General features: G+C 42.7%; 11 protein-coding genes and 1 pseudogene. All 12 read left to right on the top strand.

Features of this window, described 5'->3' with window-relative positions; genetic code table 11:
* Positions 1 to 239: 239 nt before the first annotated feature.
* The 12 genes and pseudogenes from kduI to ACSSWA_RS12725 all read left to right on the top strand — a co-directional run bounded on the left by kduI (position 240) and on the right by ACSSWA_RS12725 (position 17,567).
* A complete protein-coding gene (gene kduI / locus ACSSWA_RS12780; protein ID WP_437356941.1) occupies positions 240 to 1,073 on the top strand; it encodes a 5-dehydro-4-deoxy-D-glucuronate isomerase in 834 nt (277 codons plus the stop codon).
* A gap of 25 nt (positions 1,074 to 1,098) precedes the next feature.
* Complete coding sequence (locus ACSSWA_RS12775; RefSeq protein ID WP_437356940.1) at positions 1,099 to 1,860, top strand: SDR family oxidoreductase; 762 nt, start codon at positions 1,099 to 1,101, stop codon at positions 1,858 to 1,860.
* A gap of 29 nt (positions 1,861 to 1,889) precedes the next feature.
* Positions 1,890 to 2,906 (top strand): TonB family protein, encoded by a 1,017-nt coding sequence (locus ACSSWA_RS12770; RefSeq protein WP_437356939.1) that lies wholly within the window; start codon positions 1,890 to 1,892, stop codon positions 2,904 to 2,906.
* 11 nt (positions 2,907 to 2,917) lie between these two features.
* Positions 2,918 to 3,919, top strand: coding sequence for an aldo/keto reductase (locus ACSSWA_RS12765; RefSeq protein WP_437356938.1), 1,002 nt, complete (start codon positions 2,918 to 2,920; stop codon positions 3,917 to 3,919).
* Complete coding sequence (gene yiaK, locus ACSSWA_RS12760; RefSeq protein ID WP_437356937.1) at positions 3,916 to 4,908, top strand: 3-dehydro-L-gulonate 2-dehydrogenase; 993 nt, start codon at positions 3,916 to 3,918, stop codon at positions 4,906 to 4,908. Before ACSSWA_RS12765 ends, yiaK begins: the two co-directional genes overlap by 4 nt.
* Entirely contained in the window at positions 4,905 to 5,618 is a 714-nt protein-coding gene (locus ACSSWA_RS12755) for a ThuA domain-containing protein (RefSeq protein ID WP_437356936.1), read from the top strand. Before yiaK ends, ACSSWA_RS12755 begins: the two co-directional genes overlap by 4 nt.
* Positions 5,619 to 5,722: 104 nt before the next feature.
* Complete coding sequence (locus tag ACSSWA_RS12750; protein WP_437356935.1) at positions 5,723 to 7,111, top strand: DUF5123 domain-containing protein; 1,389 nt, start codon at positions 5,723 to 5,725, stop codon at positions 7,109 to 7,111.
* Between the two features lie 89 nt (positions 7,112 to 7,200).
* Positions 7,201 to 8,592: pseudogene (locus ACSSWA_RS12745) on the top strand (pectate lyase family protein); the annotation flags it as partial.
* A gap of 648 nt (positions 8,593 to 9,240) precedes the next feature.
* Positions 9,241 to 10,149 carry a LamG-like jellyroll fold domain-containing protein gene (locus tag ACSSWA_RS12740; RefSeq protein WP_437356999.1) on the top strand — a complete coding sequence of 303 codons (909 nt, stop codon included), beginning with the start codon at positions 9,241 to 9,243 and terminating at the stop codon, positions 10,147 to 10,149.
* Between the two features lie 11 nt (positions 10,150 to 10,160).
* The gene (locus ACSSWA_RS12735) at positions 10,161 to 12,680 is read left to right on the top strand and encodes a T9SS type A sorting domain-containing protein (RefSeq protein ID WP_437356934.1); all 2,520 of its coding nucleotides are present in this window, start codon (positions 10,161 to 10,163) and stop codon (positions 12,678 to 12,680) included.
* A 4-nt stretch (positions 12,681 to 12,684) separates the two neighbouring features.
* Positions 12,685 to 14,289, top strand: a complete 1,605-nt coding sequence (locus tag ACSSWA_RS12730; RefSeq protein WP_437356933.1) for a glycoside hydrolase family 43 protein — start codon at positions 12,685 to 12,687, stop codon at positions 14,287 to 14,289.
* 29 nt (positions 14,290 to 14,318) lie between these two features.
* Positions 14,319 to 17,567 carry a TonB-dependent receptor domain-containing protein gene (locus ACSSWA_RS12725; RefSeq protein ID WP_437356932.1) on the top strand — a complete coding sequence of 1,083 codons (3,249 nt, stop codon included), beginning with the start codon at positions 14,319 to 14,321 and terminating at the stop codon, positions 17,565 to 17,567.
* The last annotated feature ends 19 nt before the right edge of the window (positions 17,568 to 17,586 follow it).

The raw sequence follows: 17,586 nt of genomic DNA, 5'->3' as shown, positions 1-17,586 counted from the left end.
TGTTTTTTCTTTTTATGCCCGGTATTGATCGGAATTTAATAAGCGGAAAGTTTTTTATTCTAAAAAAGTTTTTATATTTAAAAGCAACTGAACAGTAGAATTAAAACATTTTTCAGCTTGGTTTGAATCTGATGTGTAAAACAGTTTCCCTTTTATTACGTAAGTTGTTCTTTTAGTTGAATAAAAATTTTTGTTATACTAAGTAAACGTTTAATTTGAATATAAACAGCGAGGTTGAGATGGAAGTACGTTACTCCCCCGATAAAAACGGCTTTAAGAAAATGACTACCGACGAACTTCGTCAGTCGTTTTTGATCGAAAGCCTTTTTGTCAAAAACGAAGTTCCGATGGTCTATTCGGACATCGACAGGTCGATTACAGGCTCGGCGGTGCCGGCAGGAAAAGAACTTACATTGACCGCATCAAAAAAAGAAATGGCGGCTGAGTTCTTTTGCGAAAGAAGAGAAGTAGGAGTTTTGAATATCGGCAATAAAGGAAAGATTATCCTCGACGGCGCAGAATACACGATGAATTTCAGAGACGCGCTTTATATCGGCAGAGGAACGAAAGAAGTAAAATTTTTGAGCGACGACCCGAATAAGCCCGCCGAGTTTTATTTTGTCAGTTATCCCGCGCATAAAGAATATCCGTCTAAGCATATCAAATACGAAGACGCAATTCACAGAAATCTGGGCTCTATGGAATCGTCGAACAAGAGAACTATTCATCAATATATATTGCCGGAAATTTTGCCTACATGCCAGCTTGCAATGGGCTTGACTGAATTGGAAGAAGGATGCGTGTGGAATACAATGCCGGCTCATACTCATCAAAGACGTTCAGAAGTGTATATGTATTTCAATTTAAGCGAAGACGATTTTGTGGTTCATTTGATCGGAGATCCGAAAGAAACGAGACATTTGATTATCCGGGACCGCCAGGCTGTATTATCGACGAGCTGGTCTCTCCACTCAGGCTGCGGAACCAAAAGCTATTCTTTTATCTGGGCTATGGGAGGAGAAAACCAAGCCTTTGACGATATGGACCACATTCCAATGAAAGAATTAAGATAAAAAATAAATTAACGGAGGTGTTGTAATGATTCTCGATAAATTCAAACTCGACGGTAAAATTGCGTTGGTTACAGGCTCGAATCAGGGAATCGGTCAAAAATACGCTCAGGCTCTGGCTGAAGCCGGCGCCGACATTATAGGCGTTTCATACGTTGATGATTTTACCGAAACCGAAAAACTTGTTAAAGCTGCTGGTCGTAATTTCAAATCGTATGTAAGCGATTTTTCCGACAGAAAATCGCTCTACGGTTTTATCGAACAGGTTAAAAAAGATTTTCCGCGTATCGATATTCTCGTAAATAACGCCGGCACAATCTTGCGCAAACCGATAGCCGAACATCCGGACGAGTACTGGGATAAAGTCATAGAAGTCAATCTTTCGGCTCAATTTATATTGACGCGCGAAATCGGAAGAGACATGGTCGAACGGGGCTACGGCAAAATTGTCTTTATTGCCTCGCTTTTGTCTTTCCAGGGTGGTATATTGGTGCCGGGATATGCCGCTTCGAAAGGCGGCGTTAAACAATTGACAATGGCGTTTGCCAACGAATGGGCTTCGAAAGGCGTCACTGTAAACGCAATTGCTCCGGGTTATATTGCAACAGAGAATACTCGACAGCTAAGGGAAGACCCCGTAAGAAACAAAGCCATTCAGGATCGAATTCCTGCAGGCAGATGGGGCGTTCCCGAGGATTTAATGGGCGCAATGGTTTTCCTCTGCTCGGATGCTTCAAGTTATGTTAACGGTACTGTTCTGGTAGTAGACGGTGGTTGGATGGCTCGATAGGTAGTCAACAAATAAAAGGAAATAGCGTCATGAAAGGAATACTGTTTGTTATTCCTTTCCTTATTTATTCTTGTTCTTTTTTTAGTAACGTTGAAAAGGAAAGGGCGCTCGAAAAACCCGTTCTCCTTAAAACAATCGAATTGAATTATCCGAAGGAAGCTTTGGATAATAATATTCAGGGCAAAGTGGATTTAATGATTTTGGTCGACACCACGGGAAGCGTAAGCGACATTAAACTGATTAAATCGTCAGGTTTCAAAATTCTCGATACGGCTGCGATTAATTATTCGAGTAAGTTGAAATTTCTTCCGATTAAAGAGGACGGCAAAAAAGTATCCCGGTGGATTAAGTGGAACGTCAATTACAAAATAGACGAAACGCCGATGGAAACGGATAAAATTAAAATGTTAGTTTTCTACAGAGCGTCCGGTTACGTGCACGAATCGACCGAAACGGCAATCGATATGTTCTGTAAACTTGCCGATACTTACAAGTTCAGCATCGACTGCTCGGACGATTCCACTAAAATTAATACCGATAATCTGAAAAATTACGATCTGCTGGTCTTCCTTAATACGTCGGGCGATATTCTGGATGAAAAAGGAAAAAAAGCACTGGTCGAATTTTCAAAATCCGGCAAGGGCTTCGTCGGTATTCATTCCGCCGCGGCGACTTTGGAAAATTGGGACTGGTACTGCAATTTTATTGGCGCGTGTTTCGACGACCATCCCGAAATTCAGGATGCCGTTATAAGAGTTAAAGACAGGGATCATCTTTCCACAAAACATCTGCCGGATTCTCTCGTGTGGAGAGACGAATGGTACAACTGGAAAAAATTGCCCGAAAATGCGGACATCCTTTTGACAGTCGACGAAAACACTTACAAAGGAGGAAAACACGGGGATTTTCATCCTGTATCGTGGTGTAAGGAAATCAATAAATTCAGAGTCTGGTATACCGCGTTGGGGCATCTGCCGGAGCATTATACCGACCAGAATTTCATAAAACATATTGTAGGCGGAATTTATTGGGCTGCAAATAAATAGGAGTATTGTTCATGCTGTACAGAGAAATCGGAAAATCAGGACTGAATGCCTCCGTTATTGCATTCGGCGCGTGGGCTATTGGCGGCTGGATGTGGGGAGGCAGCGACGAAAAAGAAAGTATCGACGCCATTCATGCGGCGATTGACAACGGAATCAACCTGATTGACACCGCTCCCGCATACGGCTTCGGCTATTCCGAAGAAATCGTAGGCAAAGCCGTTAAAGGCAAACGGGATAAAGTTTTAATCGCTACAAAATGCGGATTGAGATGGGATCTGGAAAAAGGAGAATTCTTTTTCTATACTACTGAAAAAGGCGCCGCGGATGAATCGACTCCCGGCGCAATGAAAATTTATAAATACCTCCATCCCGAATCGATTCGTTATGAAATAGAACAAAGCCTGCGAAGGCTTGGGACGGATTACATCGATTTATATCAAACTCACTGGCAGGATTCGACCACGCCGATAGAAGACACAATGGCGGAGTTGACCAAGTTGAAAGACGAGGGAAAAATAAGAGCCATCGGCGTCTCGAATGCTTCGGTCGAACAGATGAAAAGATACGGAGCGATCGATTCCGACCAGGAAAAATATAATATGCTCCACAGAAAAATAGAAGAACAGGGCAATCTTGACTACTGCTACGAAAATAAGATTGCAGTGCTGGCATACTCGCCGCTTTCGCAGGGCTTGTTGACTGGTAAAATTTCACCCGACAGAAAATATAACGAAGGCGACTTGAGACGCAACAATCCGTTATTCACTCCTGAAAATATTACAAAAGTCAATTCAATGCTGAAAGAATTCGAACCGATTGCAGAAAAACATAAAGTGTCTACAGCGCAATTGGTTTGCGCGTGGACTTTCAACAGAAAAGGGATTACGCATTTGTTGTGCGGAGCAAGAAACAGAAGTCAAGTAATAGAAAATGCCGGAGCGGGCTCGGTCGAATTGAGTCAGGAAGATATTAATAAAATTAATTCCATTTACTCGAAATATTTCGAACAGTGATTAAAGTAAAGAAAGAAGAACTGAAAGATATATTCAGGGATAAACTGAAATCGCGCGGATTTAGTGACGACGACGCCGGGCTGTGCGCAGAAATTTTTACTGATAATACAGCCAGCGGCGTCTATTCGCACGGCATCAACCGATTCCCGCTTTTTATCGATTACATCGACAGGGGATTGATAAAGCCCGCAGCCAAACCCGAATTAAAAAAATCGTACTCGGCGATTGAACAGTGGGACGGTAATTTCGGACCGGGACCTTTAAATGCCCATACTGTAACTAAAAGAGCAATGAAACTTGCCGATAAATACGGCATCGGCTGCGTTGCCTTAAGGAATACAAATCACTGGATGAGAGCGGGATATTTCGGATGGATGGCAGCTGAAAAAGGATATATATTCATTTGCTGGACAAACACGATCCCAAATCTGCCGCCCTGGAACGCAAAGCAAGCCGCTACGGGGAATAATCCGATTGTATTTGCAGTTCCCCGCAAAGAGGGTCCCGTAGTGCTCGATATGGCGTTGTCTCAATTTTCATACGGAAAAATAGCCGATTATATAAATAAAAATCGCGAACTACCGTACTTCGGCGGTTTCGACTCGGAGGGTAATTTGACCCAAGATCCCTCTGAAATAAACAAAACACAGCGGGCTCTGCCAATAGGACTTTGGAAAGGAGCCGGATTGTCGCTCCTGCTCGATTTAATCGCTTCTGTTCTGTCGGAAGGAAATTCGACGGCAGATTTGGCGAAATCGGAATACGATACGGGAATGTCGCAGGTATTTATAGCTATTAAACCTCTCTTCAACGATAAACTCGAATCGTACGTCGATGAGATTTTAAATTATTATAAAAGCGCCGAACCCGTTTCTGTCGACGAAGTTATTTATTATCCGGGAGAAAGATCGGCTTTGTTCAGAAAAAAGTGCGAAGAAGAGGGCATTCCGATTGAAGTGCAATTATTGGAAAAAATTAAAGCGTTATGAAATTTTTTATTATTTATTTAATAATTGCGATGACAGGCATACTTGCTCAGAGCAAAACAAATTTATTAATAGTAACGGGCGGCAAAGCAGTCGATTCGTCTTTTTATGAGATATTTAAAGAAAATGAAAATATAAATTATCAAGCGGTAGCCAAGCCCGAAGCATTTGATTATTTCGACGACGATTCGTTGTCGAATTATGACGTAATTCTTTTTTATGATACTTATCAGGAGATTAATTCCGAACAGAAAGAAGCTTTGCTTTCGATTTTTGAAAAGGGAATCGGTGTACTGTTTCTTCATCATGCAATTGTGGCTCATCAGGAATGGGATGAATTTAAAAAAATTACCGGCGCAAGGTATCATTATAATCCGTATTTATTCGGCGGATTAAAATTCGGTCCTTCGACTTATAAGCACGATCAGGATTTCGAAGTAATCATACTCGATAAGAATCATCCGGTTACAAAAGGGATGGAAAATTTTCCAGTCCACGACGAGATTTACATAAATATAGAATATGCTGAGGGGAACAATAATTTACTGGGCGCGGATAATTGCGAGTCGGCAAAATATTTGGGGTGGACAAGGCAATATAAAAACTCCGGTGTGGTTACGCTTTTATTGGGTCATGACATTCATGTATATAAAAACGAAAATTTTCGAAAATTAGTCTCTAATTCGATTGAGTGGCTAAAAAAAGGGAAGTAGACTCATAAATCTATTGACATTAAAACAAAATTTTCGCAACTTAAGTTAGCGATTAAGTTAAGCATATAGCTTAATTTCACAAACAATAAGTCTGGGAGGTTAACATGCCTAAAAAGCTACTTTTTTTGTTAATTTTTGCATTTTCCGGTATGATCTTTGCACAGAATGTCATTATGGTTGATCCGGGCGACGGCTCGCTTACAACGGCAATCGAAAATGCCAGTTCAGGCGATATCCTTGTTTTGATTAACGGCGCTGAATATACAACGTCGACGGCTAACTTTGCCGTTTTGAAGAACAAGCAAATTACCATAAAAGCCGAAGAACCGACTGCGGAAGTAAAACCGATTTTGTACAGCAATTTTACTCCGGGTGAAAATTCGCCAAGTGAATACTTCGTTATGGACGAAGGGAGCGCTTTGACGCTCGAAGGACTCGAAATAAGAGGCGACAGCCCGATGGCTCCCGGTACCGCAGTTCAAACAAAACTTATCTCTTATCCCGTGCCTTTGAACGAAATTCAGGTTGGTAAACTCTATATTAAAGACTGCGTTATTCACGATTTCCTCGGCAACATGGTCGACGGCGCTTTCGACGAAACGCTATACAATGTTGTCCAGGATACTATTATGATTCATAATACGATTGTCTATAACCTCGGCGACGAACCGGGAAGCGGTACCACAGGTTCAGTAGTTCAGTTCAAATACGCAAATTGCAAATATTTTGAAGCTAAGAACTGCACATTTTATCACGTAAACGCTTACGGCTTACGTTTCGAAGGCGGCTCCAGTTATCCAAATACATTTCCACCGACAGGTCTGATTGACCATTGTACATTCAATGACGTCGGAGGAGGTAAAAATATGATTCTGGTAGAGCATTCCGACAACGATTGGGTAGTTTCTAATTCAATCTTTTCTAATGCTCAGGATAAAACTGAAAAAGTACTCTATTTCAAAAGAGCTTCTTCCGATATGCCGCCGATTGCAACATGGCAAAAATTGTGCTTCTGGGAATTGGGACCTAACCGCGATTTGAGATGGGTTACAATTCCTTCGGAAAACGATACTATTTATATGAACCCCGACTATCTCGATCCTGAAAACGGCGACTTTACGCTTCCTGCAGGCTCGCCGTTGCTTACATTCGGAACCGACGGCGGTCCTATCGGCGACTTAAGATGGGCAGGTAATGCTGTTTCCGTAGAAGAAAACGAAATACTCCCGACGAGCTTCAGTCTGGAACAAAATTATCCCAATCCGTTCAATCCGACTACAAATATCTCGTTTACAATTCCGGAAGCAGGCTACACAAAACTTGCCGTATACGACGTTTTGGGTAGAGAAGTAGCCGTGCTGATCGACGGTCAATTGAACGCGGGTAATCATAACGTTACGTTCAATGCCGGAAATTTATCGACCGGTATATATCTCTATAAACTTACATCTAAAGAAACTTCTCTTGTACGTAAAATGATGCTGATTAAATAACGGAATTTTATATGTGATTAAAAAGGCATCCTGCATATTGAACTAATACTTTCCCGGGATGCCTTTTTTATGATTTCTCCGGATAATCGATGAAGCATTCTATTAAATACTTAATTCTGCTGCTTTTTATTCAATTAACAATCGTCTCGGCGCAGCAACCGGCGTTCCCGGGAGCTGAAGGCTGGGGTAAATACACTATTGGCGGAAGAGGCGGACGCGTATTTGAAGTTACTAACCTCAACGACAGCGGACCCGGAAGTTTGAGGTACGCGGTTGAAGCTTCTGGACCCAGAACGGTTGTATTCAGAGTGTCTGGCACCATTCATCTTAAGTCCGACCTTTCAATAAAAAATCCTTACATTACAATTGCAGGACAGACTGCGCCCGGCGACGGTATTTGTGTCGCCGATTATCCGTTAAAAATAGACGCCGACAATGTTATAATAAGGTATTTGAGATTTCGACTGGGCGATAAAACCGGTTTGGGAGCGGACGGCGACGCTATGAGCAGCCGGTATCATAAGAACATTATTATCGATCACTGTTCCCTTAGCTGGAGTATCGACGAAACCATGTCGCTCTACTGGTGCGAAAACTTGACGATTCAATGGTGTATAATCAGCGAAAGTTTATATTCTTCTACGCATGAAAAAGAACTGCACGGTTACGGCGCCATTTGGGGAGGAAAAAATTCGACGTATCATCACAATCTTTTCGCTCATCATTCGAGCCGCAATCCTCGCTTTGCCTCGGGAAGCGGCAATACCGATTTCAGGAATAATGTGATTTATAACTGGGGCTTCAACAGCATTTACGGCGGCGAACTGCACGAGCAAAAAGACTCGGAAAGCCCCGCTAGCAGAATTAATCTTGTTGCCAACTATTTTAAACCGGGACCTGCGACAAAAGAAGGCGTTAAAAATCGAATAGTGGCGCCGAGCACACGAAACGGTTTGCTCGACTACGGAAAATGGTACATTGCCGAAAATTTTGTCGAAGGAAGTCCGGAGACAACACAGGATAACTGGCAATACGGAGTTCAGGATGTCTATCCTCAATATAAAGACTCGATAAAGTCGAACAGCCCGTTTGATTATATGCCGATAACTCAGCAGTCTGCCGGGGAAGCTTATTTGCTTGTGTTGGACGGCGCCGGAGCCGTTCTGCCGAGAAGAGACGCTGTCGACAAAAGAATTATCGACGAAGTCCGTAACGGTTATGCAACTTACGAAGGTAAAACCTACAGAACAAAACAAGGATTTTCCGACGATCATCCGATAACGGGAATTATCGATTCGCAAGATGAAGTAGGAGGATGGCCGGAATTAAAACAGGGACCGGTACCAGTCGATTCCGACCATGACGGTATGCCGGACTTTTGGGAAACAGAAAACGGTCTTAATCCTCAAGACGCTTCAGACGGAAGCTCGTTTGCCGAAAACGGTTACACGAATCTCGAAAATTATCTTAATTCGATAACAACATTTCCGGATTTTATTCCAACGCCTTCCGAATTGCGGGGCGAATTAATCGATTTTTCCGATGTACAATTGACATGGAAAGACAATGCCGATAACGAAAACGGTTACAGAATTGAACGCGGAGTTAAATCGGATAATTCCGAAATCCTGTTCGAACCATTAACCGAGACGGAAAAAAACGTAAATTACTACATCGATTCGACAGCGGAAGAATTAACAGAATATTATTACAGAGTAAGCGCGTTCAACGATTCATTGACTTCCGATTATTCGGATACTTTAACCATAGTTACATTAAGCGCAACGTCGCCTCCGTTAAAGGCTGAAAATCCTGCGCCGTTCAATAAAGAAAGTTTTGTTTCATTAACGACTGCTCTGGAATGGGAGACGGGATTAAACGCAGAATATCACGAAGTCTATTTCGGCGCTGAAAATCCGCCGCCGTTTGTTAAATCGGTTACGGAAAATTTTTATAAGCCGGGAAATCTCGAATATAACACAAAATATTACTGGCGTATAGACGAAATCAATTCCAACGGAAAAACCGTAGGCGATACCTGGTATTTCATAACAAAAAAAAATTTGTCGCCGCAAGTTATCGCTTACTGGAAATTCGACGAGGGCAGGAACTTTGCCGTTAACGACTTTATGCAATTTCATATTAACGGGACTGCTTATTTGATGAATGAAAATTCCTGGACGGAAGGAATAAACAATACCGGGCTTTTTTTTGACGGTATAGACGATTATGTGGAAATGCCTCATCACGGCGCAATTGATTTTTCAACGGAAAGTTTTTCGGTCTCCCTTTGGTTCAAATTGAAGGATATGAAAGAAACTTCGATGTATTTGATTAATAAAGGCTCGTTTGAAAAAGACCTTGCAAATAAAAAATCGGGAAAATGGTACGGCATTGAAATAAAGAATAACGAACTTCGTTTTGCAATCGACGACGATACAATTAAAACTACAGCCAGGTTAACTAATCTTTCAAATTATCTTTCTGAAGGATGGAATAACGTAATTGGAGTGAGGGACGCTCAAAACGGAAAAGTAAGATTGTTCTTAAACGGTTCGCTGGTAAGCGAAACTGACGACATAACGGGAGATATCTCCGAAAGGGAAAATTTATTCGTCGGAAACAGTTCCGATAAAAACGCTCCGTTTTCAGGTATATTGGATGAAATAAAAATATTCAACTATCCGGTAGACGAGACTGAAGCCGAGGGAATATTCGGACAGTACATAACGTCCGTGGCGGAGAAAGACGAACTGCCAAATAGTTTGGAATTGAGCCAAAATTATCCCAATCCGTTTAACCCGGAAACATTAATAAAATATACACTGCCGGAAGACGGACGCGTTAAATTGAGATTGTACGACAATCTGGGAAGGGAAATCGAAACTCTTGTTGACGAATACAAAAAGTCCGGTGTATATACATATCGATTCAGTTTGAATAAATTGCCGAATAAAAATTTATCCAACGGAATTTATTATTATCAACTTACATTTGAAAATAACAGAATAACCAAAAAAATGTTGCTACTCAAATAACAGGAGCCGACGTGAAAAAAATACTCTCATACTTGTTCTTTTTTGCATTTCTGACCGGTACGGCATCCGGACAAAATAATGCCGTTGTAAAATGGGATTTAATTGAAAATCAGGAAGTAACGTTTACGGAAGGAAATATTTTAGGACTGCCCGCCATTGGGCATAATATGGAAGTAAAAGATTATACAGGCGTTCTTTCGGATAATTCGACTGGACCGCTCGGGAAATATCAAAGATGGTGGACGGGAGATAACTGGCCGGATGAATCGTCCGATAATCCCGAAAGATATATCGAATTTGCCGCTTATCCTGTGCAAGGATACAAAATAACCGTTACAAACATTTCTTTCTACATGAATGCCGGCGGTACCGGCAAAATGAAAGCCAATGTATATTATTCTACGGCGTCGGATTTCTCCGATCCGGTTAAGTTAAACGGTAGTGATTTTATCGACGTTGGCAGGGACACCCAGGATAAGTACTCGTTTGACATAACCGAGACAATAACCGACCAGCAAAAAATATATGTCAGAATTTATCCGTGGCTGCCGGACGGATCGACTAATCCTTATAAATATATTTTTCTGCAAGAATTTTCGATATCGGGAATAGCATCGGAATCCGGAAATCTATTGCCATTGACAGTAGTGACCAATCAAGCTAGCGGCATAACGTCGTTTACCGCGGTTTTAAGCGGCAATATAATTTACGAAAATAACGACGATATATTGGAAAGAGGATTTTGCCTTAACACAACCGGCAATCCCACTATCGACGACATAAAAATTGTAGCGGGCAGCGGCGCGGGTAATTTTACTGTAATGGTCGACAGTCTTCAACCCAATACTCAGTATTTTTACAAAGCATACGCTAAAACAGCCGACGCTATTTATTACGGTATCGAAATGAAATTCGACACTAAAGGCGTGCCTTCTGATATTGTTGCATTTCCCGGAGCGGAAGGATACGGAAGATTTACTTCGGGAGGACGTGGGGGGGACGTCTACGAAGTTACAACGCTTGAAGACAACAATTCGCCCGGCAGTTTGAGATACGCTGTTAATCAGTCGGGTCCCCGCACGATTGTATTCAGAGTCTCCGGCACAATACGACTCAAGTCGAAGCTTTCAATTAAAAACGGAAATCTTACAATTGCGGGACAAACCGCTCCGGGTGACGGTATTTGTATTGCCGATTACCCGGTTACGATCGACGCCGACAATGTAATCGTGCGATATATGCGTTTCCGTTTGGGCGATATTTACGGAGTAGAAGACGACGCTTTTAACGGGAGGGAAAACAGAGATATTATTATAGACCATTGCTCGATGTCGTGGAGCATAGACGAAGCCGCGAGTTTTTATGACAACGAGAATTTTACCATGCAGTGGTGCATTATTAGCGAGTCTTTGAACGAATCGAAACATTCCAAAGGAGCGCATGGTTACGGTGGTATCTGGGGCGGAATGGGCGCTACTTTCCATCATAATTTATTGGCGCATCACAGGAGCAGAAATCCCCGTTTTAACGGAAGCCGCTATCACCGTCAACCCGAAAAAGAAATTGTCGATTTCGTTAATAATGTAATTTATAACTGGGGCGAAAACAGCGCATACGGAGGCGAGGAAGGCAATCAAAATGTGAGATTGAATTATTATAAAGCCGGTCCCGCAACAAAATCCGGAGTCGCTTACAGAATTGTAAATCCTACTACTGACGGCGGTACAAATACAGGTTTCGGCAAATTTTATGTCGCCGACAATTTTGTATTCGGATATCCCGACGCAACTGCGGACAACTGGGGCAAAGGCGTTCAGGGAATTACGTCCGAAGTTAAAGCGCAGGTGAGGGTCGATGCTCCTTTTCCGATTGCGGATGTTACCGTTCAATCGCCTGAAGAAGCGTTTGAATTGGTATTGCAAAACGCCGGAGCTACTTTACCGAAACGCGATCCGGTTGACTCGCGTATTGTCGAGGAAGCGCGCACGGGTACTGCTGCATACGGTAATAGTTGGGGAGGCGGAGGCAAAGGCATAATCGATTCTCAGGAAGACGTAGGCGGGTGGCCCGAATTGAATACGTATAATGTTCCTGTCGATTCGGACCACGACGGAATGCCCGACGACTGGGAAACCGCAAACGGGTTGGACCCGAATAATCCGGAAGACCGGAATTACGTGCGCGAGGACGGTTATACTTTTCTGGAAATTTATCTGAACGAACTTGCTACTATCACCGGTATTCCGGAGAACGGCAACGAAATTATAACGGATTTTACGTTGAATCAAAATTATCCCAATCCGTTTAATCCGGCAACCAAAATCGATTTCAGTTTATCGAAACGAGGTTATGTAAAATTAGCCGTTTATGATTTGCTAGGACGGGAAATTGCAAATCTTTATACCGGGCTCCTTAACGCAGGTTATCATTCATTTAATTTCGACGCATCCGGAATCTCCAGCGGGGTTTATTTCTACCGGCTCGATTATGACGGTAAATCGATAACAAAGAAAATGATTATTTCAAAGTAAGTTTATGATAAAAAGAATAATTTGCATCGCATTAATTTCTTTTGCAACTCTGCTTTCGCAGAACAATCAATCGGTATGGACGCCAGACAACGGCGACGGAACATATAAAAATCCGGTTATACACGCGGACTATTCCGACCCTGACGTTATTCGCGTCGGAGAAGATTATTATATGACCTCGTCGAGTTTTTCTCATTTCCCCGGTTTACCGATTCTGCATTCCAAAGACCTGGTTAACTGGGAAATTATCGGTCATGCCGTAATCCGATATCCGATAAAAGAATTCGATAAACCGCAACACGGCAACGGTATCTGGGCGCCGTGTATCAGATACCATAACGGCGAATTTTATATCTATTACGGCGATCCGGACTACGGTATTTTTATGACTAAGTCGAAAAATCCGGAAGGTCCCTGGCAGCCTCTTATATTGATCAAAAAAGCCAAAGGATGGATTGATCCTTCGCCTTTGTGGGACGACGACGGTAATGCATATCTTGTTCACGCCTGGGCGCGCAGCCGTTCCGGTATTAAACACAGATTAACTTTGCATAAAATGAGTCCCGACGGCGAATCGTTGCTCGACGAAGGCGTTTTGATTTATTGCGATTCGTTAAAACATCCTACTTTGGAAGGACCGAAATTTTATAAACGCAACGGATATTATTACATCTTTGCACCCGCCGGCGGAGTTCGGAACGGATGGCAGGTTGCGCTGCGATCTAAAAATATTTACGGACCGTATGAAGATAAAATCGTACTCGAACAGGGCTCCACATACATAAACGGACCGCATCAGGGCGGATGGGTAAAAACGCCCGAAGGCGAATCGTGGTTTGTTCATTTTCAGGATAAAGACGCTTACGGCAGAATTGTTCATTTGCAGCCGATGCGTTGGGAGGACGATTGGCCTGTAATGGGTATTGACTACGACGGCAACGGAATCGGCGAACCTGTCTTGAATTATAAAAAACCGAAAGTCGCCGTTAATTCCGAAATTAAAACGCCTCAAACAAACGACGAATTTGACGCCGATTATCCCGGTTTACAGTGGCAGTGGCAGGCTAATTTCGATTCGTCGTGGACAAGTAGAAAAGTAAGGAAAGGATGGCTCAGGATTTATTCGCAAGTTGTAAACGATTCGATTCGTAATCTTTGGAACGTGCCCCAATTGTTTATGCAAAAATTCCCCGCTCCGGAATTTAATGCAATTGCAAAACTCGAATTTAATCCGCAATCCGGGAGCGAATTTGCCGGCTTGATTGTCTTCGGTTTGGACTATTCTTATATCGGCATCAGAAAGAAAAACGACGGCTACACTATCTATCAGGCAATTAACAAAAACGCGGATATGGGAAACCAAGAAATAATTGTTGAAGAGAAAAACCTTTCGACAAATCTCGTATATTTAAGAGTGAGCGTAAGCGATGGCGGGTTTTGCGATTTCAGTTACAGTTCGGACGGAATTAGTTTCAAAAGTGTTGGAAACAAATTCAAAGCCCGCGAGGGGAAATGGGTAGGCGCAAAAGTTGGGATTTTCTCTTTAAATTGGAATAAAAATAATAATAACGGATACACTGATTTTGATTGGTTCAGATTCGAACCGTAATTTTTTACAATAAAAGGCGGGAGTTATTTATGACGGACAAACTCAAATTATTTATTGTAATCTTCTTGGCTCTTGTCGCTCTATCGACAATAACAGAAGCTCAAACAAAGAGCCGTATAATCGGTAGAGTGATCGACGAGCAAACCGGAGAGCCGCTCTTCGGAGCTAACGTAGTTATCAGGGATACTTATCTCGGAGCGGCAACGGATATCGACGGCAAGTTCTTTATTGTGAACGTGCCTGTAGGTACATACGATATCCAGATATCGATGATCGGCTACGGCACCCAAATTGTCGAAAATGTTGTAGTGTCCGCCGATCGCGTAACGAATCTCGAAATTGCCCTAAAACCTTCGGTTATTGAAGGGCAGGAGATAATTATTACGGCAAAGAGAGACGAACTTCATAAAGAAGTTTCGAACACGCAATTGGTCGTTTCTTCCGGGCAGTTGCAGGACGCTTCAGGCGTTCGGGAAATAAACGCATTTCTCGCTAAGTTGCCCGGCGTATCTACCGAAAACGGATTTCTTACGATCAGAGGCGGCAGCGCGGATCAGACAGGAGCTATGGTGAACGGTTTGTCGTACGTCAACTCTGCCGTTGGAAATGCGGAAACTTCTATTCCGATGAGCGCCGTCGAACAGGTTTCGTTGCTTTCGGGCGGTTATAATGCAGAATACGGTAATTTCCGTTCCGGATTAATTAATATTACTACAAAAAGCGGTTCCAAAGACGGATATCACGGAACATTCTCGTTTTCGGCAAATCAGCCGCATTTGAAAAGGTTCGGCGCTTCATTTTACGACCCGCATAATGACGCCCTGAGAGCTTACCTCGATCCGGAAGTTGCTTTTATCGGCACAGATGCGGCATGGGCGGACGACCCTTATATGCGCGAACAAAATCCCAAGTTTACTGGCTGGATTACTCAAGCCGAAAATTACAATAGAGGAAAAGATCCTGAAAAGCAAGTTACGCCTTTTCAGCTCTATTTGTTTGCAACATGGATGCACATGGCTGAGCCTGATTACGATGGTTTGCGCAATTTACCCGACGAACTGAAACAACAAATCGGTTATTACGAAATTCCCGACGAACAGAAAAGTCTTTTTGCATCGCACAGGATGAAAGAAGAAGGAAGAGACTGGAACTTTGACGGCGGATTCGGAGGACCGCTGCCGTTGATCGGGAAATATTTGGGCGACGCTACGTTTTATATATCGAACAATTCAAGCGAGCGTTATTATGTAATGCCGTTGACTTTGAGAAGCCAGAAATCGTATACGACTTTAGCTACAATAAAATCAACTCCTTCGGAAGGTCTTAGCGTTTCTTACAACGGATTGTGGAAACGTCAAATCGGTCTCAGTCCCGTAAGACCGCCGTGGGGCGACGCTCCAAATGCAGGTAATGCCGGCGGCTTTATGCCGATTGACAACATTAAATATGTTGCCAACAATCCTGAATACTGGTATGACCAATCATTTTATCCGATATTAAATCAAACCATTTTAATGAACGGAGTTACGATCAATAAAGTGGTTAGCAACAGCACATATTGGGAATTTACAGCGGGATATCTGTACATTAAAAATTATTCGCCGACCGGAGACAACAGGGATACATCGATAGTTACTAATTTCGGACCTATTTATGTTGACGAATCTCCGTACGGCAAATGGCAGTTTGCATCTCAACATAAAGTAGGCGATTTTACATTTCCGAGTTATGACGGACCTCCGGGCATCCCTCGAAGATTTGCGCGTAAGGAAGGCGATTTATACGATCGAACCAAGGTTCGCCAATTGCAGTTGAAATTCGATATAGCTTCGCAGATTAACGAGCACAACTTTTTGAAAGCGGGCTTGGAATATAATTACATCGATATTAAACATAACTTCTGGGAAAAGTGGAACCAGAACGCGTATAATACATACGAATTTAATTATCACCGTTGGCCCAGCCAGACCGCCGCTTACATCCAGGATCAAATATCGTATGAAGGCTTGGTTGCCAATTTAGGCGTCCGATTCGATTATTACTACGGAGGCGGAGGCAAATGGCCGTCGGGCGATCCGTTTGCGGAAGAAGTTTTCAGACCCCAGAAAGTTGATACGTCTCTCTACAGCATTCTCGAACAAGGCAGATCTTACATCTGGGAAATCTGGGAACAATACGACAAAGATCATCCGGGATTTTTGCAGCCTATTAAGAATTTCTTTACAGTCAGCCCGCGTATCGGCGTCTCTTTCCCCGTTACGACTAACTCCAAATTCTATTTTAACTACGGTCATTTTCGTTCAAATCCGCCTTATTACACAATGTATCTATACCGTTACAGATATGATAAAAACGGATTGTACGATATGTCTAATCCGAATCTGGAGCCGCCCAGAACTATTTCTTATGAGTTGGGTCTGGCTTACAATTTCATGGAAGGTTACTTGTTGCAGCTTTCCGGATACTATAAAGACATAACGGGTCAAGCCGGAGAAGTTCAGTATCAAACTTCGAGCGGCACGCTGAATTACGACGGACTTGCAAATAATGAGTACGAAGACGTTCAGGGATTTGAAGTCACGCTCTCCAAAAATGATCAATCGTGGTTTAATTTCTGGGTCAATTTTAACTATATGTTGAGTAAATCGGGATTGACCGGTAAACAAATAATCTCCGACGTAACAATCAATAACGACCAGGAAGGTCTATATCAGGGGAATGAATCGCGTGCGCTGCCCCGTCCTAAAGTTAACGCCAATGTAACTTTCCGTTCTCCGATGGATTGGGGACCGGAAATTCTCGGCGCAAAGATATTCGGCGGTTGGAGTATGACAATCTTCGGCGAATGGTACGCCGGTTCGTACTTCACGTATAATCCGCTCGGCAAACTTCATATTAGCAATAATATGCAATGGCCCGATTATTATATGATTGACTTGAAACTCAATAAAGCCGTCGACGTAGGTCATCTTAAATTAAATTTCTACGTCGACATCAGCAATCTGTTTAATTTCAAAGTCAGTTTAATGCGTTACGAATATGCATTCCAGGACGACAACGACCTGAACAAATATCTTGCGTCGCTTCATCTGCCGATGTACGATTCGCCCGAATTCGACCAGTTGAGAGAAAATCAACCCGGTTACTACATTCCGGGCGACGATAAAGTTGGCGATTTGCGTTCGGACGAAAAACCGTACATAAACGACCCGAATTATTCTTTCTGGCTCTTCGGACAACCCAGAGACATATGGGTCGGCGTAAGGATTGATTTTTAATCAGAATAAAACGGAGATT

The sequence above is a fragment of the Melioribacter sp. Ez-97 genome (genome assembly GCF_051488665.1).
GTDB lineage: Bacteria > Bacteroidota > Ignavibacteria > Ignavibacteriales > Melioribacteraceae > Melioribacter.
This window is presented reverse-complemented; position numbering and strand designations above follow the sequence as displayed.